This window comes from Streptomyces sp. NPDC006476, assembly GCF_040612015.1.
GTDB lineage: Bacteria > Actinomycetota > Actinomycetes > Streptomycetales > Streptomycetaceae > Streptomyces > Streptomyces griseorubiginosus_B.
Window position 1 is genome coordinate 201,624 of sequence record NZ_JBEXPK010000002.1, and the last position, 23,648, is coordinate 225,271.

Genomic DNA, 23,648 nt, shown 5'->3' on the forward strand with positions numbered 1-23,648 from the left:
GCCGACGGCCCAAGTGGGCGTCGGCACCGACGGGTTGGACCCTGGTCAGCCGACGAGGTTGTCGGCCATCTCCTCGGTGAGAGTCGACTCCGTGCCCGGGATACCGAGGTCGGAGGCGCGCTTGTCGGCCATCGCCAGCAGGCGGCGGATACGGCCGGCGACGGCGTCCTTGGTCAGCGGCGGGTCGGCGAGTGCGCCCAGCTCCTCCAGCGAGGCCTGCTTGTGCTCCATGCGCAGCCGGCCGGCGGCCGCGAGGTGCTCGGGGACCTCCTCGCCGAGGATCTCCAGCGCGCGCTGGACGCGGGCGCCGGCGGCGACCGCCGCACGCGCGGAGCGGCGGAGGTTGGCGTCGTCGAAGTTGGCGAGACGGTTCGCCGTGGCCCGTACCTCGCGGCGCATCCGGCGCTCCTCCCAGGCCAGCACCGACTCGTGCGCGCCGAGGCGGGTGAGCAGGGCGCCGATCGCGTCCCCGTCCCGGACGACCACGCGGTCCACGCCGCGCACCTCGCGGGCCTTGGCGGCGATCGACAGGCGGCGGGCGGCGCCGACCAGGGCGAGGGCGGCCTCGGGGCCGGGGCAGGTCACCTCCAGGGAGGAGGAGCGGCCGGGTTCGGTGAGCGAGCCGTGCGCCAGAAAGGCGCCGCGCCAGGCGGCCTCCGCGTCGCAGGTGGCCCCCGAGACCACCTGCGGGGGCAGGCCGCGGATCGGGCGGCCCCGCCCGTCCACCAGACCGGTCTGCCGGGCCAGCTGGTCACCGCCGGCGACGACCCGGACGACGTAACGCGAGCCGCGGCGCAGTCCGCCGGGCGCCATCACGATCAGCTCGGAGGAGTGGCCGAAGATCTCCAGAATGTCCCGCTTCAGGCGCCGGGCCGCCATCGCGGTGTCCAGCTCCGCCTCGATCACGATGCGCCCGCTGACCAGATGGAGGCCGCCGGCGAACCGCAGGATGGCGGAGACCTCCGCCTTTCTGCAGCAGGTCCGGGTGACGGGGAGCCGGGAGATCTCGTCCTTCACCGCTGCCGTCATCGCCATGGGCCGATCCTTCCATGCATCCGAAAAATACGGTCGTACGCGGCGGCCAGCAGCTCCGGGTCGTGCCGCGGAGTTCCGTCCCTCCGGGCCACCGGGGCCAGCTCGACCGCTGCTCCGAGCCGCCCTGCGGCTTCGGTGAGCACGTCGCGGTCGGGCACGGCGGCCTCGTCGGCCAGCACCACGTCCAGGGCGAGTTTAGGGGCGTGTCGTCCCAAAACCTCCAAATGACGCTGCGGGGAGAAGCCCTCGGTTTCTCCGGGCTGCGGGGCGAGGTTCAGCGAGAGTACCCGGCGCGCCTTGGTCTCGGTGAGCGCGTCCAGCAGTTCCGGCACGAGCAGGTGCGGGATGACCGAGGAGAACCAGGAGCCGGGACCGAGCACCACCCAGTCCGCGTCCAGCACGGCCTCGACGGCTTCCGGGACGGCGGGCGGGTCGTTCGGCACGACGTGCACGGACTGCACCTCGCCGGGCGTGAGCGCCACGGTCGCCTGCCCGCGGACGGTGTCCACGTCCTCCGGCCGCGCCGGATCATGCCCCTTGACCAGGGCCTGCAGCTCCAGCGGTACGGCGGACATGGGCAGCACGCGCCCGTGTGCGCCGAGGAGCTTGCCCACCAGGTCCAGCGCCTGGACGTGGTCGCCGAGCTGCTCCCACAGCGCGACGATCAGGAGGTTGCCGACCGCGTGGTCGTGCAGGTCGCCCTGGGAGTGGAAGCGGTGCTGGATGACCCGGGCCCAGGTCTGGCCCCAGTCGTCATCGCCGCACAGCGCGGCCAGCGCCTTGCGCAGGTCGCCGGGCGGCAGCACGCCCAGCTCGTCGCGCAGGCGCCCGCTGGAGCCGCCGTCGTCGGCCACGGTGACGACGGCGGTGAGGTCGCCGGTGATCCGGCGCAGGGCGGCGAGCGAGGCGGACAGGCCCATACCGCCGCCGAGCGCGACGACCTTGGGCTGGGCACCGCGCCGGCGCGGCCGGGCACCGCGGGCCTCCACGGGCCGGCCGGCACGCGACTCGGGAACCGTCCGGCGCAGCCTGCTCAGCCGCACAGAGCGCTCCGTCATTCGCGTCCCATGTCCCGGTGCACGACCACCGTCTCCACGCCCTCGGCCGCGAGCCGCGCGGCGAGCTTCTCCGACATGGCCACCGAGCGGTGCTTGCCGCCGGTGCAGCCGATCGCGATCGTCACATACCGCTTGCCCTCGCGGCGGTAGCCCGCGGCGATCAGCCGGAGCAGCTCGGCGTAGCGGTCGAGGAACTCCTTGGCGCCGGGCTGGTTGAAGACGTACGCCGACACCTCCTCGTTGAGGCCGGTGAAGGGGCGCAGCTCCGGGACCCAGTGCGGGTTGGGCAGGAAGCGCATGTCGGCGACCAGGTCGGCGTCCACGGGAAGGCCGTACTTGAAGCCGAAGGACATCACGGTGGCCCGCAGCTCGGGCTCCTCCTCGCCTGCGAACTGGGCGTCCATCTTGGCGCGCAGCTCGTGCACGTTGAGGCTGGAGGTGTCGATGACCAGGTCGGCGTCGCCGCGCAGCTCGCGCAGCAGCTCGCGCTCGGCGGCGATGCCGTCGACGATCCGGCCGTCGCCCTGCAGGGGGTGCGGGCGGCGCACCGACTCGAAGCGGCGCACCAGGGCCTCGTCGGAGGACTCCAGGAAGACGATCCGCCGGGTGACGTTCTTGGCCTCCAGGTCGGCGAGGGACTCGCGGAGGTTGTCGAAGAAGCGACGGCCTCGGACGTCCACGACGACCGCGATCCGTGCCACGTTGCCCTGCGACCGGGCGCCGAGCTCCACCATGGTGGGGATCAGCGCGGGCGGGAGGTTGTCGACGACGAACCAGCCGAGGTCCTCCAGGCACTTGGCGGCCGTCGACCTGCCCGCGCCTGACATTCCGGAGATGATCACCAGCTCGGGGATGGCCGCCTCGGGGAGCCCGCCCTGGTCGCCGGTCGTGCCCGTACTCACCTGTGCTTCGTCTCCGCCCTGGTCCGTCTGCCCGTGTTGCTCGTCGTGCTCGTCGTGCTCGTTCACATTCATGTCTCCTGCCCCCGTCGCTCGTCCGGGGCGCCCGTCGTCACGGGCTCCCCACCGGAACCCATGGTGCCGGGTTCCTCCTCCATGATCTCTCCAGTCGTCATGTTGACGGCGGGTGCGGCGGGAGCCGCCTGGGCGAGGGCCACGGCGATCGTCTCGGCCGTCTTGCGGCCTATGCCGGGGACCTCGCAGATCTGGTCGATGGTGGCGGACCGCAGTTTCCTGAGCGAGCCGAAGTGCTTCAGCAGTGCCTGCTTGCGGGTCTCACCGAGGCCGGGCACCTCGTCCAGGGGGCTGGCCTTGAAGCGCTTGGCCCGCTTGGTGCGCTGGTAGGTGATCGCGAAGCGGTGGGCCTCGTCGCGAACGCGCTGCAGCAGGTAGAGGCCCTCGCTGGTGCGGGGCAGGACGACCGGGTCGTCCTCGTCCGGCAGCCAGACCTCCTCCAGTCGCTTGGCGAGGCCGCAGACAGCGATGTCGTCGATGCCGAGCTCGTCGAGGGCCTTCTTGGCCGCTGCGACCTGCGGCTGACCGCCGTCGACCACGACCAGCTGGGGCGGGTAGGCGAACTTCTTCGGGCGGCCGTCCTCGTCCTTGAGGCCGGTGCCGAGGTCACCCGCGAGGCCGTCCTCATGACCGTCCTCGACCCACTCACCGGTCTTCTCCTTCTCCGCGAGGTAGCGCCGGAAGCGGCGGGTGATCACCTCGTGCATGGAGCGGACGTCGTCCTGTCCGGCGAAGCCCCTGATCTGGAAGCGGCGGTACTCGCTCTTGCGCTGCAGACCGTCCTCGAAGACCACCATGGAGGCCACGACGTCGTCGCCCTGGAGGTGCGAGATGTCGTAGCACTCGATACGCAGGGGAGCGCTGTCGAGGTCGAGGGCCTCGGCGATCTCCTCCAGGGCACGCGAGCGCGTGGTGAGGTCGGAGGCGCGCTTGGTCTTGTGCAGCGCGAGGGCCTGCAGGGCGTTGCGCTGCACGGTCTCCATCAGGGCCTTCTTGTCGCCGCGCTGCGGGATGCGCAGCGAGACGCCCGAGCCGCGGCGGTCGGCGAGCCACTCCTGGACGGGCTCGACCGGGTCGGGCAGGGCGGGGACCAGGACCTCCTTGGGGACGGAATCGCCCTTCTCCTCACCGTAGAGCTGCTGCAAGGCGTGCTCGACGAGGGCGCCGGTGGTGATCTCCTCGACCTTGTCGGTGACCCAGCCGCGCTGGCCGCGCACGCGTCCGCCGCGCACGTGGAAGATCTGCACGGCCGCCTCCAGCTCGTCCTCGGCGACGGCGATCAGGTCCGCGTCGGTCGCGTCGGCGAGCACGACCGCGTTCTTCTCCATGGCCTTCTTCAGGGCCTCGATGTCGTCGCGCAGGCGGGCGGCGCGCTCGTACTCCATCTCCTCGGCCGCCTCGGTCATCCGCTTTTCCAGGCGGCGGATGTACGTGCCCGTGCGGCCGGCCATGAAGTCGCAGAACTCCTCGGCCAGTTCGCGGTGCTCCTCCGGGTCGACGCGGCCGACGCAGGGCGCCGAGCACTTGCCGATGTAACCGAGCAGACAGGGGCGGCCGGTGCGGGCGGCGTTCTTGAAGACGCCCGCCGAGCAGGTGCGTACGGGGAAGACCCGCAGCAGCAGGTCGACCGTGTCCCGGATGGCCCACGCGTGTCCGTAGGGCCCGAAGTACCGAACGCCCTTGCGCTTGTGGCCGCGCATCACCTGCACGCGCGGGAACTCCTCGTTCATCGTCACCGCGAGGTACGGATAGCTCTTGTCGTCGCGGTACTTGACGTTGAACCGGGGGTCGAACTCCTTGATCCAGGAATACTCCAGCTGCAGGGCCTCGACCTCCGTGGACACCACGGTCCACTCCACGGACGCGGCGGTGGTGACCATCGTCCGGGTGCGCGGGTGCAGGTTCGCCAGGTCCTGGAAGTAGTTCGCCAGGCGCTGGCGCAGGCTTTTCGCCTTTCCGACGTAGATCACCCGGCGGTGCTCGTCACGGAACCTGTACACCCCGGGAGAGTCCGGGATCTGACCCGGCTGGGGGCGGTAGCTGGAGGGGTCGGCCATGTCTCACACCCTACTGGCGAGGACTGACACCGCGTCGGGCCTGTGGACAACGCCTAGCGGGACTCCAGGAAGGTCAGGACGGCCAGGACCCGGCGGTGGTCGTCGGTGTCCTCGGTGAGGCGGAGCTTGCCGAGGATGCTGCGGACGTGTTTCTCGACCGTGCCCTCGGTGACCCACAGACGGCGGCCGATGCCCGCGTTCGAGCGGCCCTCGGCCATGAGGGCGAGGACCTCGCGCTCCCGGGCGCTGAGCTGGGCGAGGGGGTCGTCGCGGCGCTGGGCCGAGAACAGCTCCTGCACCAGGGAGGGGTCGACGACCGAACCGCCCCGCCGGACGCGCTCCAGGGCCTCGATGAACTCGTCGACGGCCGTGACCCGGCTCTTGAGCAGATAGCCGACCTTGCGGCCGCTCGCCAACAGCTCCAGCGCCTCCTCGACCTCGACGAACGCCGACAGGACCAGGATGCCGGTGTCGGGGTGGCGCTCCCGGATGGTGCGGGCCGCCTTGAGTCCTTCGGTGGAGTGGTCCGGCGGCATCCTGATGTCGACGATCGCGACGTCGGGGCGGTGCCCGGCGACCAGTTCCAGGAGGCCCACGGCGTCTCCCGCCTGCCCCACCACGTCGTACCCGACCCGCTCGCACAGGCTGGCGAGCCCCTCGCGGAGCAGCACGTCGTCGTCGGCGAGGACGACCCGTCCCCGTGCCGGCCGCTGCGATGCGTCGTCCATGGTCCCGGCTCCCCTTGCCCGGCCGATCGGTGCGCGCCCCAACAGCCTGCCCCACCCACGGGGTTCCGGCTAGCCGGAAGCGGGATTGGAGGCTCGCGGTGACGACAACGGACCGGTCACGGGGCGATTCTCGACGCAGTGCAGAGCAAGGCGGACCGGCCGGTCCGGGCGAGTCGCCGGCCGGCCACGGGTCGAAGGGCTGCGGAAATGCGTCGGACGCGGATGGAGAAGCCACGGCGGCCGGTCCGCGCCCGCCGATACCAGGACGACACGCACGCGTGGAGTGAGCTGCTGGATCCGCGGGACCACGAGATCGTGCGGGCCAAGCGCCCGCGGAGCACTGATCACGGCGGCACGGGCCGCACCTAGAGCCGGACGGACGCCTCTCCGTCCGACAGGACCGCCCGGAGCGTACGCGACGTCACCAGTCCAGGACTCCCCCGCCTGGGCGACTCCCCCGGCGTGCGCCCCGGGCGGTCACACGTCCGTCGGGGGCACGGCCAGCGGCAGCCGCACCCGCACCGTCGTGCCCTCGCCGGGCGGGCTGCGGACATCCAGCTTGCCGCCGATCGCCTCCACCCGGTCGATCAGACCGATGAGACCGGAGCCCCGGCCGGGCTCGGCCCCTCCGGCCCCGTCATCGGCGACGGTCAGCTCCAGGACGTCGTCACGGACCGTCGCTTCGATGCGCACCACGCGTGCGTGCGCGTGCTTGGCGGCGTTGGTGAGGCACTCGGAGATCACGTAGTACGCGGCCACCTCCAGTTGCTCCGGCAGACGGGCGGCGGGCAGGGCGAGGTCGAGCTCCACGGGGACGGCCGACCGACGGGCCAGGGAACGCAGTGCGGGGCCGAGGCCGCCCTTGGACAGGATCGCCGGGTGGATGCCGCGGGCGATCTGGAGCAGGTCCTGGAAGGCGTCGTCGAGCCCCTTGCTGACATGGGCGAGCTGTTCGGACAGCTCGGACGTGGGGTCGGTGACCAGGGACTCGGCCAGCCGCAGATCGAGTTGGAGGGCGACGAGGCGCTGCTGGACACCGTCGTGCAGATCTCGCTCGATACGGCGCCGGGAGGCGTCTCCGGCGGCCACCACGCGCGCGCGTGAGGCGGTCAGCTGGGCACGGCTGTCGGCGTTGGCGATGGCGGTGGCGATGAGCTCGGTGAAGTCGGCCAGCCGATCCTCCGTGCCACGGTCCAGCTCCTCCCGCGGGGACGCCGCGACCACGAATCCCCACAGCCGGTCGTCGACGACGATGGGCGCGGCGACAGCCCTGCCGACCCGGGCGGCGCGTCCGTTCCGGGTCACCTCGTGGATCGCCCGGCGTGCGGCGTCACGGCGGGCATCACGTGAGGCCGGTTCGAACACCTCCGGATCGTGCGCGGTCCCGAGGACCGTACGGCTGCCGTCGGGCTGATGGCGCAGGACGGCCGCTGTCGTGTCCAGCAGCTCGCCCACCTCCTCCGCCACCTGCGTGAACACCTCCTCGGGCGGGGCGCCACGGGCCACGAGGGTGGCGACCCGGCGCAGCGCGGCCTGTTCTCGGGCGTGCCTGCGGCTCTCGGTGACGTCCCGGGCGGCGGCGTAGACGAGGCCCTGCTCGGGAACAGGCCGCGCGCTCCACTGCAGCCAGCGTTCGGTGCCGTCCGCACGCAGATAGCGGTTCTCGAACTCGGCCACTTCGACGCCGCTCGCCAGCCGGTCGAGGGCCGCCCGGGTGGCTGCCCGGTCCTCCTCGTGCACGAACTCGATGAACGGCCTGGACAGCAGCGTGTCCGCCGGGTGGCCGAGGGTGCGTTCGAAGGCGGGGTTGACCCGCTTGAAGTAGCCGTCGACCCCGGTGATGCACAGCAGGTCGAGGGAGAGGTTGAAGATGCTCTCCAGCTCCTCCTCGGCCCGCTCACGTCGTCCGTGCGCCGCCGCGAAGGACGCCATGGTGGCGTTCATGCCGCCCAGCAGCTGCGCCCAGGTCCCCGCGAAGGCCCCGACGTCCGCCCGGTGGGCGAGCCGGTTGTCGTCGATCGCCGTGTTCAGGGAGCGGATCGCGGCCGCCAGCCGTTCCGTGGTCACCCGCAGTTCGCGGAATGTGTCGGCGACGTCCCCGAGTTCGTCGCGTCCCGCGTACCGGATGTCGTACGACAGATCGCCCTCCGACAGGGCCCGGGCGCCCGCGGCGACCTCGCGCAGCGGCCGGGTGATGGAGCGCCGCAGGGCCAGGGCGAGGACCGTGACCACGACCAGGACGGCGAGGGAGAGGGCGAGGTCACGCAGCGCGCGGACCTTCGCGGTGTGCAGGTCGTGGGCGGCCGTCCCGGCGAGTTCGCGCGCCGCCTGGCCCTGGATACCGCGCAGGGAGTCGATACGGGCCCGGGAGTCGGCCAGCCAGCTGTCGTACGACGGCCAGTGCGCGGTCCGCGGGTCGGCCGCGGCGAGCATGTCGCGCAGACTGCGGACGGCGCGTCCGGGCTCCCCGAACCGCGTCGCGTACAGCTCGGCCCGCAGCGGGGCGGAGGTGTCGCGGCGGAACTCCCGCAGCTGTGCCTCCTCCAGCGCGGGCCAGCGCCCGGCCGCGGTGGGCCGGTGGGCGAGGGGGGTGCTGAGCAGAATGGCCACCTCGGCGCGCTCCCGTTCCCCGGCCTCGATGGCCTGCAGGAGCGCGATGTGCGCGTCGGCCGCACGCCCCGCCGCCCTGGTCGGGCCTCCCGACTCCAGGTCGGCGACGGTGTCGAGCAGCTCGTCCTGGACCGTCTGGTACTGCTGCACGACCCCGCTCGCGGAGAGCGAGCCGGTGTCCGTCTGTGCCCGGATGGCGTGCAGTTGGCGGCCGAAGGCGCCGAGTTCGCCGGCGACGTCGGCACCGGACCAGGCGTCGGCCCGCTCGGTGGCCCTGGCCAGCGCCCGGTCGGTGGACCGCTCGGCGGCGGCCCGCTCGCCGAGGGTGTCCCGGGCGGGCCGCAGACGGGCCAGCACGGCGGCGATCCGCTCTCGGGCGACCGCGTCGGAGACCCCGGTGGTCTCGAACGACACCCGGGTCGCCCTGTGGAAACGGTCCAGTTCCCGCGCCTGCTGCCACTGGGCGACGGCGCTGAACGCGGTGAAGGCGAGCATGCCGGCCACCGGCAGCAGCACGAGCAGCATCAGCTTGCTGCCGACGCGGAGTCGGGCGAGCAGAGGCGGACCGTTCCCGTCCCGGAGGTGGCGCACGACCGGACCTAGTACCGGGAACGGGCGCCGGTGATCGTCGAGGAATCCGCCGGAGCCGCTCTGTTGGCGTCCGTCATGCGCACCACACCTCCCGCCGACCCCACCGCGGGCGTGAGGTCGTACGTGTCCTCGGTGTCCCGCCTCGCGGGGTTTCCACCTCGCGGGGTTTCCCCAGCATGCCCGTGCGACCGGCGGCGGTCCAGGCCGGGTCAGGGGCCCTTCTGCGGATAGCCGTCGTGGGCCGCGATGTCCTCGTCGATCCGGTGGGCCGCCTGATCGAGCGTGGCCCTGACCGGGGCGTGCTCGAGGACGATCCTCCTGAAGGCCCAGGAGAAGGCCGCAGTGATCGCCGGATAGGCAGGCGTCTGCGGACGCGGCCGGGCGACCCCGCCGCGCAGTTGGTCGATGTAGAGGTGCTCGGCGCCGTTCGGGCCGAACCGCGGTGAGAGCCGCACGGCGCTCTTCGTGGCCGGAACGGCCCCGTTGGCCACGCTCATCCGGTGGACCTCCCGCGGTTCGAGCAGATAGGCCAGGAATCGCCAGACCGCGTCGCCGTCGGCGGTACCGGCCGGGACGCCCCACTGCCAGGAGCCCATGCCGGTGACGGTGCCCTTGCCGAAGTCGGGCAGCGGCACGATGGCGACATCGCCCGGGAACGCCCTCGTGTTCTCACCGAACACCCAGTGCCCGAGCCAGGACAGGACACTGCGGCCCTGGACGAAGGCCTGATCGTCCCTGCCCGGGTCGACGAGTCCCTCCTCGACCCAGCTCTGGATGATCGTGAGCGCCCTGACGGACGCGGCGCTGTTGAGATACCCCTCGGCCGTCCGGTGGTTCAGCGGGTCGACGAGATCACCGCCCGCCGACCAGACGGCGGGCGCGAAGCCGTACGTGGGCCACTCGTCGCCCGGCTTCGTGGACTCGAGATACAGGTCGAGCGGCGTCCGGTAGCCCATCCCCCGGAGCCGGTGCAGGATCCCGGTGAACTCCGCGGCGCTCCAGGCGTCCGCCGGTCCCGTGGGGATACGGATGCCGGCCTTGCGCAGCACGGACTTGCGGACGTAGAGCCCCAGACCGGAGTCGAACGTGCCCACCCCCCACAGCCGGCCCGCGTAGGTGCCCTGCCGGCGGATCGAGGGCAGCAGGTCGTCCCGGACGGAGCGCGGCACACAGGAGTCGATCGGCCTCAGCCTGCCGGACCACGCGTAGCTGTAGAGGTTCGGCCCGTCGAAGTCGAGCAGGTCGGGAAGGTCGCCGCTGGCCGCGGCGGAGTCCACCAGCTCGCCGTAGGACCGCCGTCCCGGCAGGGGCACCAGCTCGACGCGGACCTGGTGCTGGGCCCTGTTGAAGTCCGCGACCTGGCTGCGCAGGGTGCCGATCTCGCCGGGCTGCTCGGAGTGGAACCAGACGGTGATGTTCGCGGTGCCCTCGATCCGGCCGTCACAGGTGGTGTCGCCCGGGATCCTCCGCGTTTCGTCGTCACCGCCCCCGCCACCATCGCATCCAGCCAGGAGCAGGGCGGCCCCCAGCAGTCCCGAGACCAGCTTGCTCCCGAGCGAAGCCCGCATCGCGCACCCCCACTCGACCGGACGATCACGGTCTTTCCAGGGCGGATCCATGCTACCGCCGGTGACACCCGGCTGCGCAGGGTGAGCACGAACCCGCGTGCGGGGAACGGGACTTCAGCACGTTCCAGCTGACGGGTAACGCCGCTCCCGGCTCTTTCCGGGTAGCGGGAAAGCGCAATCAACCCACGCTTGGCACCCTGTCCGCATGTCCCTGCGCTGTCTTCTCGTCGATGACAGCATCCGGTTCCTGGAGGCCGCACGCACCCTGCTCGAACGCGACGGGATTCCCGTCGTCGGCCTGGCCTCGACGGGTGCGGAGGCGCTCGCGCGGGCGGCGGAGCTGGTCCCGGACATCGTCCTGGTGGACCTCGACCTCGACGGCGAGAGCGGTTTCGATCTCGCGGTGGAGCTGGCCGATCGCGTCTCGTGCGTCATCATCCTGATCTCGACCCACGCCCTGGAGGACTTCGAGGAACTCATCGCCGCCAGCCCGGCCCGCGGTTTCCTGCACAAGTCCGACCTGTCCGCACGGGCGATCCGGGAGGTGCTCGGCAACGGCGGCGGGGCCGCACCGGGTTGAGGGGACCTGGCGGGTCTCGGCCAGGAGGGCGGGACTGTTGGGCTTCAGGTGTTGTCGGGACTTGGTCAACACGCTTCAATGCGTGGGAACTCGGGGCCGTGAACGACGGCGTACGGATGTGAAGACGCCCCGACGCCGATGGGGTGGCCCCGACAACCAGCACGAACCCGGCCCGACCAGCCGTAGCGAGATTTCACAGAAAGGCCCCTGCATGCCGCACGCCACACAGCACGCGGACGTCGCCGCCGTCGCCACCGCGGAACTGGACTCGGCTCTGCGAGGCGGCCCCTTCCATGTCGCGCTGCGCGCCGCCATCGCCGCCCGTGGCCTGCCGCTGCAGCGCGTGCAGCACCATCTCTCGCGCCACGGGGTCAAGGTCGGTGTCACCAGCCTGAGTTACTGGCAGCAGGGCGCCCGGCGCCCGCAGCGCCCCGAGTCCCTGCGAGCCGTACGAGCCCTGGAGGAGATACTCCAGCTGCCGGAGGAGTCCCTGATCCGGCTGCTCGCCGAGACCGACGAGACCTCGCCGGGACAACGGCCCGCGGGCCGTTCCTACCGCTCCCTGGTGGAGGCGTCGGGCGTGCTGGAGCGGCTGCTGACCGAGCTGAGCCTGCCGCCGGACGGCGGTCTGCACACCCTCGGACACCATGAGCGGGTCCACATCGGGGCGCGCCGCGAGCTGGCGGGGCGCGAGTCGCACCACATCGTGCGCGCCCACATGGACGGCGTCGACCGCTTCGTGGCCGTCCACCACGGCGACCCGGGTTGCGTGCCGGAGCGGGTGCGGGTCCACGCGCTGGAGAACTGCCGCACGGGACGCGTGCGCGTGCACCAGGACACCGGCGTGCTCGTCGCCGAACTCCACTTCGACACCCGTCTGCGGGCCGGGGACACCTACCTCTTCCGCTACGGCGTCGAGGACGGCACGGCCGGCGTCTCCCGCGAGTACGTCCGGGGGTTCGGACCAGCCGGCGGCCAGTACGCGCTCCAGGTCCGCTTCGACGAGCGCGCCCTGCCGGTGCGCTGCCACCGCTTCGCCCAGCACTCACCCGCGGCCCCCCGCAGCGGCCGCCAGGAACTCCCCCTCAGCGGCCACCACTCGGTCCACCTCGTCGAACCGCGGGTGCGCACGGGGATCGTGGGGATCGGGTGGGACTGGGAGTGAGCCGGCGGGGACCGAGGGTCCGGGGCGGTCGGCGTCGCCGGGTCGGCCACCGCGATGCCGTGGGGGACGCGCGGACCGTCCTGACCTTGTTGTTCTCCTGATCTGATCAGCGCGCGCCGTCCTCCGAGCAGCCCCTCGTCAGGCCCCCGGCCCGGCGACGATCTTGCCGTTCCTGGTTGCCACCGGCAGCGCGTGCAGTGGTTCGGTGGCCGGGGAGCGCAGCACCTTGCCGGTCCTGGCGTCGAACTCGCTGCCGTGGCACGGGCAGACGAGCGTGGTCCCCTCCAGCTTGTTGATCGGGCACCCCGCGTGCGTGCAGATCGTGCTGTACGCCTTCAGCGAGCCGTTCTCACCCCGGCTGACCACGACGTTGTGATCCCGGTACAGCTCGGCGGTCCCCTTGGCGATCCTGCTCTCGTCGGCGAGTTCGACCGGCGCGGTCGGGGTCGCCGGTGCGGTGACACCGCCTGCGGCGGAGCAGGCCGTGAGGCCGAGCCCGGCCACCGGGGTGAGGGCCGCTCCTCGCAGGACGGTACGGCGGCTCGGGGAGGGACGGCCGGGCATGCGGATCTCCACTGGTCGGGGGTGGTGCACGCGGCACGATAGCCGGGGCGGTTCCTCCGGGTTCGAGCGGGTTGGCTGTCGCTGGGGGAGGGCTGGCTGGACGTAAACGTTTGCGTAAGCGTTTACGTCCGCCGTCGGATGGGATAGCTTCCCGGCCTGGGTCCTTCGCCGGCCCCGGAAACCGACGAGAGGGGACGCCATGCCGACCATGGCCGATGTCGCGCGCAGCGCCGGTGTGTCCGTGGCGACCGTCTCGCACGTTCTCAACGACACCCGGCCGGTCCTGCCCCACACCCGCCAGGCGGTCCTGGACGCGATCGACCGACTCGGCTACACCCCCAACACCCTCGCCCGCTCCCTGGTGACCTCGCGCACCCGGTCCATCGGGCTCGCGGTGTCGGCGATCAGCAACCCGTACTTCACGGAGATCCTCCAGGGCGTCGAGGCCCGCGCCCTGGAACACGGCTACAGCCTCCTCATCGCCGACCCGCACGACGACCCGGCGCACGAGCGCAAGGTCGTCCAGCTGCTGCACGAGCGCCGCGTGGACGGCATGATCGTCGCCCCGTCCGCCAACCCACGGGAGCTCGTCGCCTACCTCGGACGCCACCAGGTCCCGGCCGTCTTCCTCGACCGGCTCGTCGACACCCCGGCCGACGGCGCGCCCCGCCACGACCAGATCTGCGCCGAGAACGCCGAACCGACCGCCCGGCTCGTCACCCACCTCGCCGAACTCGGCCACCGCCGCATCGCCCTTGTCGCCGGTCTGCCCGGGTTCAGCACCACCCGCGAGCGCATCACCGGCTACCGCCACGGCCTCGCCGCCTCCGGACTCCCCTACGACGAACGCCTCGTCGCGCACGGCGACTCCGAGTCACCCGGGGCGGAACGCGCCACCGCGGCCCTCCTCTCCCTCACCGCCCCGCCCACCGCACTCGTCACCGCCAACAACGCGATGACCATCGGCGCCCTGCGCGCCCTGGGCGACCGCGGCCTGTCCGTGCCCGAGGACATCGCGCTGTGCTGCTTCGACGACTTCGCCTGGGCCGATCTCTTCTCACCCCGGCTGACCGCGATCGCCCAGCCCAGCAGGGAGATCGGCGCCCGGGCCGTACGCCTCCTCCTGGACCGCCTCGCCTCCCCGGACCGCCCGGCGCGCACCGTGCGGCTGCCGTGCGTCTTCGTCCACCGCGGCTCGTGCGGGTGCCCGGAGGAACCCGGGAGTGCCCGACGCCCGGAACCGCCCGCACCGTCGTAGTCCCCACACAGCCCCAGCACCCCGGAAGTTCGAGAAAGGAAGCGTCTCGTGATCGTCGTCGCCGGTGAGGCCCTGATCGATCTGGTACCGCAGGGCACGGGTGCCCTGGCGGGACTGCAGCCGGCGCTCGGCGGCGGCCCCTACAACACCGCCGTGGCCCTCGGCCGCCTCGGCTCCCCCACCGCCTTCTGCTCCCGGACCTCGTACGACGCCTTCGGCGAGGCCCTGCTGGACGGGCTCCGGCGGGCGAACGTGGACGTCTCCGCCGTGCAGCGCGGCGCGGAGCCGACCACGCTCGCCGTCGCCACGATCGACGAGACCGGATCGGCCGCGTACTCCTTCTACGTCGACGGGACCGCCGACCGGCTGTTCACGGCCCCCGAGACGCTGCCCGCCGGGACCCGGGCCGTCTCCTTCGGCACCTGCTCGCTCGTCCTGGAGCCCGGCGCGACCGCCTACGAGACCCTGCTGCGGGCCTCGGCGGACCAGGGGGTGTTCACCGCGCTCGACCCCAACATCCGGACGGTCCTGATCCCCGACGCGGACGCCTATCGGGCACGTTTCAAGAGCTGGCTGCCCTCGGTGTCCCTGCTGAAGCTGTCCGAGGAGGACGCCCGGTGGCTGGGCGGCACCCCGCGCGAGTGGCTGGCCGCCGGGCCCGCGGCCGTCGTGATCACCCATGGTGGGGACGGCCTCACCGCCTTCACCCGGGACGGCGCCGTGTACCCGGTGCCGGGCGAGAAAGTCGAGGTCGTGGACACGATCGGCGCCGGCGACACCGTGAACGCGGCTCTGCTGCACGGTCTCGCCACCCAGGACGCCCTGTCCTCGGAGGGGCTCACGGAGCTGGGCCGGGAGGGCTGGACCCGGCTGCTGCGGTTCGCGGCGCGCGCGGCCGCCGTCACCTGCTCCCGCGCGGGCGCCGAGCCTCCGTACGCCTCCGAACTCGGGGACTGGTGAGGGGCGTACGGCCTTCTCTTCACCGAGTTTCCGCGCTGATTTCCGCTGTTCAGGAGTCAAGGTTCCTCGTGGCCGCGGAAATCCCGCGGCTGCTCTTGCAACGAGCGGCGCCCCGCCGGGAGTTCCCGCGGGGCGCCGTACTTTTCAGGATTTTCTCCGCCGTGTCGGGCGGCCGGGCTCAGGCCTTCCGCGCCCGGGTCGTCTTCTTCGCGGGGGCTGCCTTCTTCGTCGCCCCGGCCGCCTTCCTCGCGGCCGTGTCGTTGGCTGCCTTGGCTGTCGCCGTCTTCTTCGCCGGTGATTTCGCCGCGACCGTCTTCCGTGCCGCCGCCCTGCGCGGGGCCGGTACCGAGGCCGCGTCGCTGATCCGGTCGGCGCCGAGGATCTCGCGCAGGAACTTGCCGGTGTGGCTGGCCGGAACGCCGGCGACCTCCTCGGGCGTGCCCTCCGCGACGACGAGTCCGCCGCCGGCGCCGCCCTCCGGGCCCATGTCGACGACCCAGTCGGCGGTCTTGATCACATCGAGGTTGTGCTCGATGACGATGACCGTGTTGCCCTTGTCGACCAGGCCGGCCAGGACCTTCAGCAGCTTGCTGATGTCCTCGAAGTGCAGACCGGTGGTCGGCTCGTCGAGGACGTAGACCGTGCGGCCGGTGGAGCGCTTCTGCAGCTCGCTGGCGAGCTTGACGCGCTGCGCCTCACCGCCGGACAGCGTGGTCGCGGACTGGCCGAGCCGGACATAACCGAGACCGACGTCGTTCAGCGTCGTGAGGTGACGGTTGATCGCCGGAACCGCCTCGAAGAAGTTCATCGCCTCCTCGATCGGCATGTTCAGGACCTCGGAGATGGACTTGCCCTTGTAGTGGACCTCCAGCGTCTCCCGGTTGTACCGGGCGCCGTGGCAGACCTCGCAGGGGACGTAGACGTCCGGGAGGAAGTTCATCTCGATCTTGATCGTGCCGTCGCCCGCACAGTTCTCGCAGCGGCCGCCCTTGACGTTGAAGGAGAAGCGGCCCGGCTGGTAGCCGCGGACCTTCGCCTCGGTGGTCTCGGCGAACAGCTTGCGGATGTGGTCGAAGACACCGGTGTACGTCGCCGGGTTGGACCGCGGGGTGCGGCCGATGGGCGACTGGTCGACGTGCACGACCTTGTCGACGAGGTCGTCGCCGTCCACGCGCGTGTGCCGTCCCGGGACGCTGCGCGCGCCGTTGAGCTCGCGGGCCAGGTGCGTGTACAGGATGTCGTTGACCAGCGTCGACTTGCCGGAGCCGGACACGCCGGTGACGGCCGTGAAGACGCCCAGCGGGAACGACACGTCGATGTCCTGCAAGTTGTTCTCGCGGGCACCGTGCACGGTGAGCCGACGGGACGGGTCCTGCGGGCGCCGGATGTCCGGGACCGGGATCGCCTTCTTGCCAGACAGGTACTGGCCGGTCTGCGACTCGGCGTTGGCGAGCAGCTCCTTCAGGGAGCCGCTGTGCACGACCTTGCCGCCGTGCTCGCCCGCGCCGGGGCCGATGTCGACGACCCAGTCGGCGACCTTGATGGTGTCCTCGTCGTGCTCGACGACGATGAGCGTGTTGCCCATGTCACGCAGCCGGACCAGGGTCTCGATCAGCCGGTGGTTGTCGCGCTGGTGCAGGCCGATGGACGGCTCGTCCAGCACGTACAGCACACCGACCAGACCGGACCCGATCTGGGTGGCCAGACGGATGCGCTGGGCCTCGCCGCCGGAGAGGGTGCCGGCCGCGCGGTTCAGCGAGAGGTAGTCCAGGCCGACGTCGACCAGGAAGCGCAGCCGCTCGTTGACCTCCTTCAGCACCCGCTCGGCGATCTTCTTGTCGCGTGCGCTGAGCTTGAGCTCGCCCAGGAAGTCCGCGCAGTCGCTGATGGACATCGCGGAGACCTCGGCGATCGACTTCTCCATGATGGTGACCGCGAGGACGATCGGCTTCAGACGCGTGCCCTCACAGCTGGGGCAGGGCACCTCGCGCATGTAGCCCTCGAAGCGCTCACGGCTGGCGTCGCTCTCGGCCTCGCTATGCCGGCGCTTCACGAAGGGGACGGCGCCCTCGAAGGGCGTGGTGTACACGCGCTCGCGGCCGTACCTGTTGCGGTAGCGGACCTCGATCTGTGTCTTGTGGCCGTAGAGCAGCGCCTTCTTGGCCCGCTGGGGCAGGCCCGCGAAGGGGATGTCGGTCCGGAAGCCGAGCGCGTCCGCGAGGGCGCCGATCAGACGGCCGAAGTAGTCCTTGGTGTGCCCGTGCGACCAGGGGTGGATGGCGCCCTCGTCGAGGGACTTGTCCTCGTCCGGGACGATCAGCTCGGGGTCGACCTCCATGCGCGTGCCGATGCCGGTGCACTCGGGGCAGGCGCCGAAGGGCGAGTTGAAGGAGAAGGAGCGGGGCTCCAGCTCCTCGAAGGACAGGTCGTCGTACGGGCAGTACAGGTGCTCCGAGTACATGCGCTCGCGCTCGGGGTCGTCCTCGGGGAGGTCGACGAAGTCGAGCACGACCATGCCGCCGGACAGGCCCAGGGCCGTCTCCACGGAGTCGGTGAGGCGGCGCTTGGCGGAGTCCTTCACCGTGAGGCGGTCGACGACCACCTCGATGGTGTGCTTCTCCTGCTTCTTGAGCGTGGGCGGGCTGGAGAGCTGGATGGTCTCGCCGTCGACCCGCGCGCGGGAGTAGCCCTTGGTCTGCAGGTCGGCGAAGAGGTCGACGAACTCACCCTTGCGCTCCCGCACCAGCGGGGAGAGCACCTGGAAACGGCTGCCCTCCGGCAGCTCCAGGACCCTGTCCACGATGGCCTGCGGCGACTGGCGGGAGATCGGGCGGCCGCACTCGGGACAGTGCGGCTTGCCGATGCGCGCGAAGAGCAGACGCAGGTAGTCGTAGACCTCGGTGATGGTGCCGACCGTCGAGCGCGGGTTGCGCGAGGTCGACTTCTGGTCGATGGAGACCGCCGGCGACAGGCCCTCGATGAAGTCGACGTCCGGCTTGTCCATCTGCCCGAGGAACTGGCGGGCGTACGAGGAGAGCGACTCCACATAGCGCCGCTGCCCCTCGGCGAAGATGGTGTCGAAGGCCAGCGAGGACTTGCCCGACCCCGACAGGCCCGTGAAGACGATGAGCGAGTCGCGCGGCAGGTCGAGCGAGACATTCTTCAGGTTGTGCTCGCGCGCGCCACGGACGATGAGACGGTCGGCCACGCCGGTCCGCACCTTTCTTGAGAGAAGTGACAGGGGCGAGGCCCCCGTGCTTCTTCAGACTAGGGGGAGCCACTGACAACGCCGGTCGGATTCCCGGATGCATAACAATCCCCGGCACTCCAGCATGCCCGACGCCACTCCCGACCATATAGCACGCGCATTCGATTTACGGCACGGCTTCACCACCTTCACCCAAAGGTGTGGCGGGGCTAGGGTCAGCACCATGATTGATCACGGTCATGACCTGGCATCTGTACGTGACGCGACGGACCGGCTGCTCACCGCAGCCGCCGGAATGGACAACGCGTCGGCGGCCGAGCCGTCACGGCTTCCCGGCTGGAGCCGCGGCCACGTCCTCGCCCATCTCGCCCGCAACGCGGACGCCCTCGTGAACGTCCTGGAGGGCCGGCCCATGTACCCCTCCGCGGACGCCCGCGACGCCGACATCGAGCGGGACGCCCCGCGACCCCTCGACGCGCACCTCGCCGACCTGCGGGAGAGCGCCGCCCTCTTCCAGGCCGCGGGGACCGTGCCCGCGGACTGGTCGCGCACGGTGGAGCTGCGCAACGGGGTCACCGACTCGGCGGCCCGGGTGCCGTTCCGGCGCTGGGCCGAGGTGGAGCTGCACCACGTCGACCTCGGCATCGGGTACGAACTGGAGGACCTTCCCGGAGAGTTCGTGGAGCGGGAGATCGACTTCCTCGCCGAGCGCTTCTCCGGCCACCCTGACGTGGCGGCCACCCACCTGACGGACGGCACACGCGCGTGGCGGACTGGCCGGGAGGCCGATGGCCCGGAGGTCACGGTCACCGGTCCGGCACCGGACCTGCTGGGCTGGCTCGCCGGGCGCCGCGACGGCTCGGGGCTGACCACCGAGGGCGGCGAGCTGCCGAAGCTCCCCCCGCTGTAGCGCGGCGGCAGGTCCCCGCCGAGGCCGTGCCGTGAGCGACGGAGCCTCGGCGGGGACCCGGGTGCGCTCCGCCGCTATAGGCTGACCGCCATGACGTACAGCGGACAGGTGAAGGTCGGCGGCCCGGCGGACGTGCACGAGCTCAAGGACCTGATGATCACCAAGATCGCGGTCGGCCCGATGGACAACAACGCCTATCTGCTGCGCTGCCGGGCCACGGACGAGCAGTTGCTGATCGACGCGGCCAACGACGCGGACACCCTGCTCGGCATGATCGGTGACGACGGCATCGCCTCCGTTGTCACCACACACCAGCACGGCGACCACTGGCAGGCCCTCGCCCGGGTCGTGTCGGCCACCGGCGCCCGGACGTACGCGGGCCGGGACGACGCCACCGGCATCCCCGTCCCGACCGACGTCCTCGTCGACGACGGCGACACCATCCGGGTGGGACAGGTGGCGCTCACCGCGCGCCACCTGGTGGGGCACACCCCGGGCTCCATCGCTCTCGTGTACGACGACCCGCACGGGCATCCCCATGTCTTCACGGGCGACTGCCTCTTCCCGGGGGGTCCTGGTCGGACAACACGTCCGGAAGAGTTCAACTCCCTGATGGACGGCCTGGAGACCAAGCTGTTCGACGTCCTTCCGGACGAGACCTGGATTTATCCCGGCCACGGCAACGACACCACCATCGGCACGGAGCGGCCCCACCTCGCGGAGTGGCGCGCACGAGGCTGGTAACCGTCCACGCCGACCGCCCCTGTTTCGAAACCGAAGCGGGGGCGGTCGCCCATCCAGGCCCGTTCCGCGCTCGGGAGGGTCATGCCCCACGGACTGTGGCCTCCAGCACCGTCACCGACGCCGGCAGCGGTGACCGCCATGATCAGGGGGACTGCTGCATGGGCTGCGGTCTGCCGGGCCGGGTTCACCTGGCAGGCAGCGGAACCTCCCACCTCTTGCAATCCATCCCTTCGGCTCCCAGCCGTACTACGGGCCCGAAACACCCACACGCAGCTGGAGGCCGCGCTCAAGCGGGCTGCGACCGCCGCTGTCACCTCACGGCCCTTGGCCTCCGGGCCGCTCCGGAGGAGAGCCCCGGGCCGGCCCGGAGGCCAAGGACGGTGAGGTGTTCCGGCAAAGGATCCGCGTGGCTGTGGACCGTGGACGACGCCCGCGCCCTGCGCGTCTCGCGCCGGCCGGGCTCCTGCCCGACGCGCCTGTCGGGCGATCCGGCGGAGGCGATACCCCGACCCGGCGGACGCGTCCCGGCGATCCAGTGGACGCCCCGTCGGCGATCTAGCGGGTGGACCCGGTGTGCTCCCGCACAGTGGCCGCCTCGCTCGCCGTCGTCCCGGCCCCCGGCTCGGCGCTCTGCTTCGCGAACCCGCGCCGGCCCGGCAGGACCGCGAGGACGATCAGTGTTCCGGCGGCCATGATGATCCCGCCGATGAGGCTGGTCTGGGCGACTCCGTGGGCGAAAGCCTGGTGGACGGCGTCCACAGCGGCCTGGGCCTGCTGGGGCCCGGCGGAGGGATCCTGCGCGACCCGCTCCGCGACGGCCAGGCCGGCGCCGACCGAGTCCTTGGCGGTCTCCATCGCCTCCGCCGGGAGCCGGTTGCCCACCAGGTCGGTCAGCTCGTCCCGGTAGGCCGTGCCCAGCAGCGAGCCCAGCACCGCGATGCCCAGCGCCCCGCCCAGCTCGAGCGCGGTGTCGTTGACGCCGCCGCCGACGCCCAGCTCGGACTCGGGGAAGGAGCCCATGATCGTGTCGGTCGCCGGGGAGATGGCCAGTCCGAGCGCGAGGCCCAGCATCATCAGCGGCGCCAGGAAGTCCCCGTACGTCGACCCCTTGTCGATCTGGGTGAGCAGGAACATGCCCGCCGTGCCGATGGCCATGCCGGTCACGACCATCACCTTCACCCCCAGCTTCGGGGCGAGGACCCCGGTCACCGCGGACCCGAGGAACACCGCACCGCCCAGCGGCAGCAGCCGTAGGCCCGTGTCCAGGGCGCCGTAGCCGAGGACGAACTGCAGGAACTGCGTCGAGTAGTAGAGCACGGCGAACATGCCGAAGAAGAAGAACATCACCGCGAGCATCGAGCCGGTGAAGGGCCGCAGCGCGAACTTTCGGACGTTGAGCATCGGGTGCGGGTGCCGCAGCTCCCAGGCCACGAAGGTGACCAGACCGACGCCGGCGACCACGGCGGCGGTGACGGGGCCGGCGCCCCAGCCGAAGTGCGGGCCCTCGATGGCGGCGTAGATCAGGGAGCCGACCGTGACGATCGACAGCAGACCACCAACGTAGTCGATCCGGCCCATGCCCTCCGCCTTGGACGGCGGCACCAGGGCGAGCGCGCCGAAGACGGCGAGGACGGCGATCGGCACGTTGATCAGGAAGGTCGAGCCCCAGGCGTGGTCCTCGAGCAGCCAGCCGGAGACCAGTGGGCCGACGGCTACCGCCACCCCGGAGGTCGCGGCCCAGGCGGTGATGGCCTTGGCCCGCTCACTCCGAGGGAAGGTCGCGACCACCAGGGACAGCGTGGCCGGCATCACGACCGCGGCACCGACACCCATGATCGCGCGGGCCACGATGACGAGTGAGGTCTCGTCGACCATGCTCCCCATCACCGAACCGCCGGCGAAGATCAGCAGCCCCAGCACCAGCGCGCCGCGCCGGCTGTACTTGTCGCCGATCGCGCCCAGTACCAGCATCAGCGCCGCGTACGGAACGGTGTAGGAGTCGACGACCCACTGCAGATCACTGCTGCTCAGGCCCAGGTCGGTGGTCATGTCGGGGGCGGCGACGATCAGCGACGTGTTCGCCATCACCGTGATCAGCAGGCTCAGGCACAGCACGAGCAGCGCCCACCAGCGCCGCGCGTACGGCCCGGTCATCTTCTCCACGGGGGTATTTGCAAGGAAGGGCATCAGTAGCTCCTGAGAGGGACGGGGCGGACGAGCGGAATCACTTAATTGCCCGTGAGGGGAGCGGGCGACGGGCTGAGATCTCAGGGCTTCGAGATCATCCTGTGGCCCCGTGTGGGCTACCCTCGGCGATCCCCTGGAGGGCCGCGTCGGTGTCCGCGATGGCCAGCACCTTGTTGATGTCGATGCCGGCCAGCGCACCGGCCGCTGCAGAGGCCCCGACCTGGGCAACCGGATCGGTGACGTTGCCGGCCACCCACACACCCGGTACCTCGGTGGTGCCGTCGATACCGGAGGCGAAAGTGCGGCCCGTCGGCAGGTCCTGCACCGGCAGGCCCAGACCTTCCAGGCCATGAGTGCGGGCCTGCATCTGCGGGGCGACCGCGAGGACGCGGCGGGCCACGACCTGGCCGTCGGCCAGGCGCACCCCGGCGAGGGCGGCGTCCTCGTCGTCGACGACCTCGGTGACCGGGGTGTCGATGACGCGGATGCCGCGGGCGGCGAAGCGGGCGCGGCAGCCCTCGTCCAGATCGGTGCCGTGGGTGAAGTAGGTCAGGTCCTCGGTCAGCTGCCGGAACAAGAACGCGTGGCCGATGGAGGCCGGGCCGGTGGCGAGGATGCCGATGGGCTCGTCGCGCACCTCCCAGCCGTGGCAGTACGGGCAGTGCACCACACTGTGCCCCCAGTGCTCGGCGAGCCCGGGCACCTCCGGCAGCACATCCTTCACGCCGGTGGCGACCAGGATGCGACGGGCGGTGATGGCGCGGCCGTCGGCCAGGGTGACGGTGAACCGCAGGTCCCCGTCCGCCGACGGGGCGGCGGACTCGGCCGAGACCACCTCGCCGAACACGACGCGTCCACCGTACTGGCGCACCTGCTCCCGGCCCCGTCGAAGGATCTCGGACGGCGGGGTGCCGTCGAAGACGATGAAGCCGTGCACGGCCTCCGCGGGCGCGTTGCGCGGGGAGCCGCTGTCGATCACGACGACCGAGCGGCGGGAGCGGGCGAGGATCAGTGCACCGTTCAGCCCTGCGGCGCCCCCGCCGATCACCACCGCGTCGACGGTCCCCTCGGCCAGTGCGTCGCTCGCGTACTGAGGAGTCGCCACAGCCATGGCCTCCTGCCTTTCCTTGTCAGTCATGGTTCGGTCGGCCTTCGAGTTCTGGGTGGTTGGAGGAGCGTCAGCTGTTCAGAAAGCCCGGGAAGTGGTCGGCGACCGTCTTGGGCTGTTATGGAGAGTCCGGCCCCGGTTTGCTTGGGGCGTTCGTGATGTACAGATCCAGTACGGCGAGGTAACTCGCCGTCGCCAGGATCGCGAGGATCGGACCGGGCCTTGCCGGCCTGGAAGGCGTTGCAACGCCGGGCGGCGCGCAGGAGTTCAAAGGCATGGGTTGCCCTCAATCGCGCCAGGCGTGCACGCAGCCTGTCCGGTGAGCTCAGGACGTTGTGTACTG

General features: G+C 71.5%; 17 protein-coding genes. 6 read left to right on the forward strand and 11 right to left on the reverse strand.

Annotated features, from left to right (window positions below; translation table 11 throughout):
• Positions 1-45: 45 nt before the first annotated feature.
• The 7 genes from whiA to ABZZ74_RS03055 all read right to left on the reverse strand — a co-directional run bounded on the left by whiA (position 46) and on the right by ABZZ74_RS03055 (position 10,621).
• Positions 46-1,035: a DNA-binding protein WhiA gene (gene whiA, locus ABZZ74_RS03025; protein WP_208778962.1), complete on the reverse strand. Its 990-nt coding sequence runs from the start codon at positions 1,033-1,035 to the stop codon at positions 46-48.
• Positions 1,026-2,093 carry a uridine diphosphate-N-acetylglucosamine-binding protein YvcK gene (gene yvcK, locus ABZZ74_RS03030; RefSeq protein WP_356761380.1) on the reverse strand — a complete coding sequence of 356 codons (1,068 nt, stop codon included), beginning with the start codon at positions 2,091-2,093 and terminating at the stop codon, positions 1,026-1,028. Before yvcK ends, whiA begins: the two co-directional genes overlap by 10 nt.
• Positions 2,090-3,067, reverse strand: coding sequence for an RNase adapter RapZ (gene rapZ, locus ABZZ74_RS03035; RefSeq protein WP_356761382.1), 978 nt, complete (start codon positions 3,065-3,067; stop codon positions 2,090-2,092). Before rapZ ends, yvcK begins: the two co-directional genes overlap by 4 nt.
• Positions 3,064-5,124, reverse strand: a complete 2,061-nt coding sequence (uvrC, locus tag ABZZ74_RS03040) for an excinuclease ABC subunit UvrC (protein WP_356761384.1) — start codon at positions 5,122-5,124, stop codon at positions 3,064-3,066. The genes rapZ and uvrC overlap by 4 nt, the downstream gene beginning before the upstream one ends.
• A gap of 53 nt (positions 5,125-5,177) precedes the next feature.
• Positions 5,178-5,852, reverse strand: a complete 675-nt coding sequence (locus ABZZ74_RS03045; protein ID WP_356761386.1) for a response regulator transcription factor — start codon at positions 5,850-5,852, stop codon at positions 5,178-5,180.
• A gap of 477 nt (positions 5,853-6,329) precedes the next feature.
• A complete protein-coding gene (locus ABZZ74_RS03050; protein WP_356761388.1) occupies positions 6,330-9,053 on the reverse strand; it encodes a nitrate- and nitrite sensing domain-containing protein in 2,724 nt (907 codons plus the stop codon).
• Positions 9,054-9,262: 209 nt separating this feature from the next.
• The gene (locus ABZZ74_RS03055) at positions 9,263-10,621 is read right to left on the reverse strand and encodes an extracellular solute-binding protein (RefSeq protein WP_356761390.1); all 1,359 of its coding nucleotides are present in this window, start codon (positions 10,619-10,621) and stop codon (positions 9,263-9,265) included.
• 205 nt (positions 10,622-10,826) lie between these two features.
• Between ABZZ74_RS03055 and ABZZ74_RS03060 the strand changes: the two genes are divergently transcribed.
• Complete coding sequence (locus tag ABZZ74_RS03060; RefSeq protein ID WP_356761391.1) at positions 10,827-11,201, forward strand: response regulator; 375 nt, start codon at positions 10,827-10,829, stop codon at positions 11,199-11,201.
• Between the two features lie 211 nt (positions 11,202-11,412).
• Positions 11,413-12,366: a hypothetical protein gene (locus ABZZ74_RS03065; RefSeq protein ID WP_356761392.1), complete on the forward strand. Its 954-nt coding sequence runs from the start codon at positions 11,413-11,415 to the stop codon at positions 12,364-12,366.
• Positions 12,367-12,504: 138 nt separating this feature from the next.
• On the opposite strand, the gene ABZZ74_RS03070 is transcribed toward ABZZ74_RS03065, so the two are convergent.
• On the reverse strand, positions 12,505-12,930 hold the full coding sequence (locus tag ABZZ74_RS03070; protein WP_356761393.1) for a Rieske 2Fe-2S domain-containing protein: 426 nt from the start codon (positions 12,928-12,930) through the stop codon (positions 12,505-12,507).
• Positions 12,931-13,129: 199 nt separating this feature from the next.
• On the opposite strand from ABZZ74_RS03070, the gene ABZZ74_RS03075 reads away from it, so the two are divergent.
• Both ABZZ74_RS03075 and ABZZ74_RS03080 read left to right on the forward strand, forming a co-directional pair.
• Complete coding sequence (locus tag ABZZ74_RS03075; RefSeq protein ID WP_356761395.1) at positions 13,130-14,188, forward strand: LacI family DNA-binding transcriptional regulator; 1,059 nt, start codon at positions 13,130-13,132, stop codon at positions 14,186-14,188.
• Between the two features lie 48 nt (positions 14,189-14,236).
• A complete protein-coding gene (locus tag ABZZ74_RS03080; protein ID WP_356761396.1) occupies positions 14,237-15,148 on the forward strand; it encodes a carbohydrate kinase in 912 nt (303 codons plus the stop codon).
• Positions 15,149-15,326: 178 nt separating this feature from the next.
• On the opposite strand, the gene uvrA is transcribed toward ABZZ74_RS03080, so the two are convergent.
• Positions 15,327-18,356 (reverse strand): excinuclease ABC subunit UvrA, encoded by a 3,030-nt coding sequence (uvrA, locus tag ABZZ74_RS03085; protein ID WP_356761398.1) that lies wholly within the window; start codon positions 18,354-18,356, stop codon positions 15,327-15,329.
• Between the two features lie 223 nt (positions 18,357-18,579).
• On the opposite strand from uvrA, the gene ABZZ74_RS03090 reads away from it, so the two are divergent.
• Together ABZZ74_RS03090 and ABZZ74_RS03095 are read left to right on the forward strand one after the other, a co-directional pair.
• Entirely contained in the window at positions 18,580-19,266 is a 687-nt protein-coding gene (locus ABZZ74_RS03090; protein WP_356761399.1) for a maleylpyruvate isomerase family mycothiol-dependent enzyme, read from the forward strand.
• Between the two features lie 90 nt (positions 19,267-19,356).
• Complete coding sequence (locus tag ABZZ74_RS03095) at positions 19,357-20,010, forward strand: MBL fold metallo-hydrolase (protein WP_356761401.1); 654 nt, start codon at positions 19,357-19,359, stop codon at positions 20,008-20,010.
• A gap of 555 nt (positions 20,011-20,565) precedes the next feature.
• Here the strand turns inward: ABZZ74_RS03095 and ABZZ74_RS03100 are convergent.
• Entirely contained in the window at positions 20,566-22,197 is a 1,632-nt protein-coding gene (locus ABZZ74_RS03100; RefSeq protein ID WP_356761402.1) for an MFS transporter, read from the reverse strand.
• Positions 22,198-22,291: 94 nt separating this feature from the next.
• On the reverse strand, positions 22,292-23,308 hold the full coding sequence (locus ABZZ74_RS03105) for an NAD(P)/FAD-dependent oxidoreductase (RefSeq protein ID WP_356761706.1): 1,017 nt from the start codon (positions 23,306-23,308) through the stop codon (positions 22,292-22,294).
• Positions 23,309-23,648: the final 340 nt, after the last annotated feature.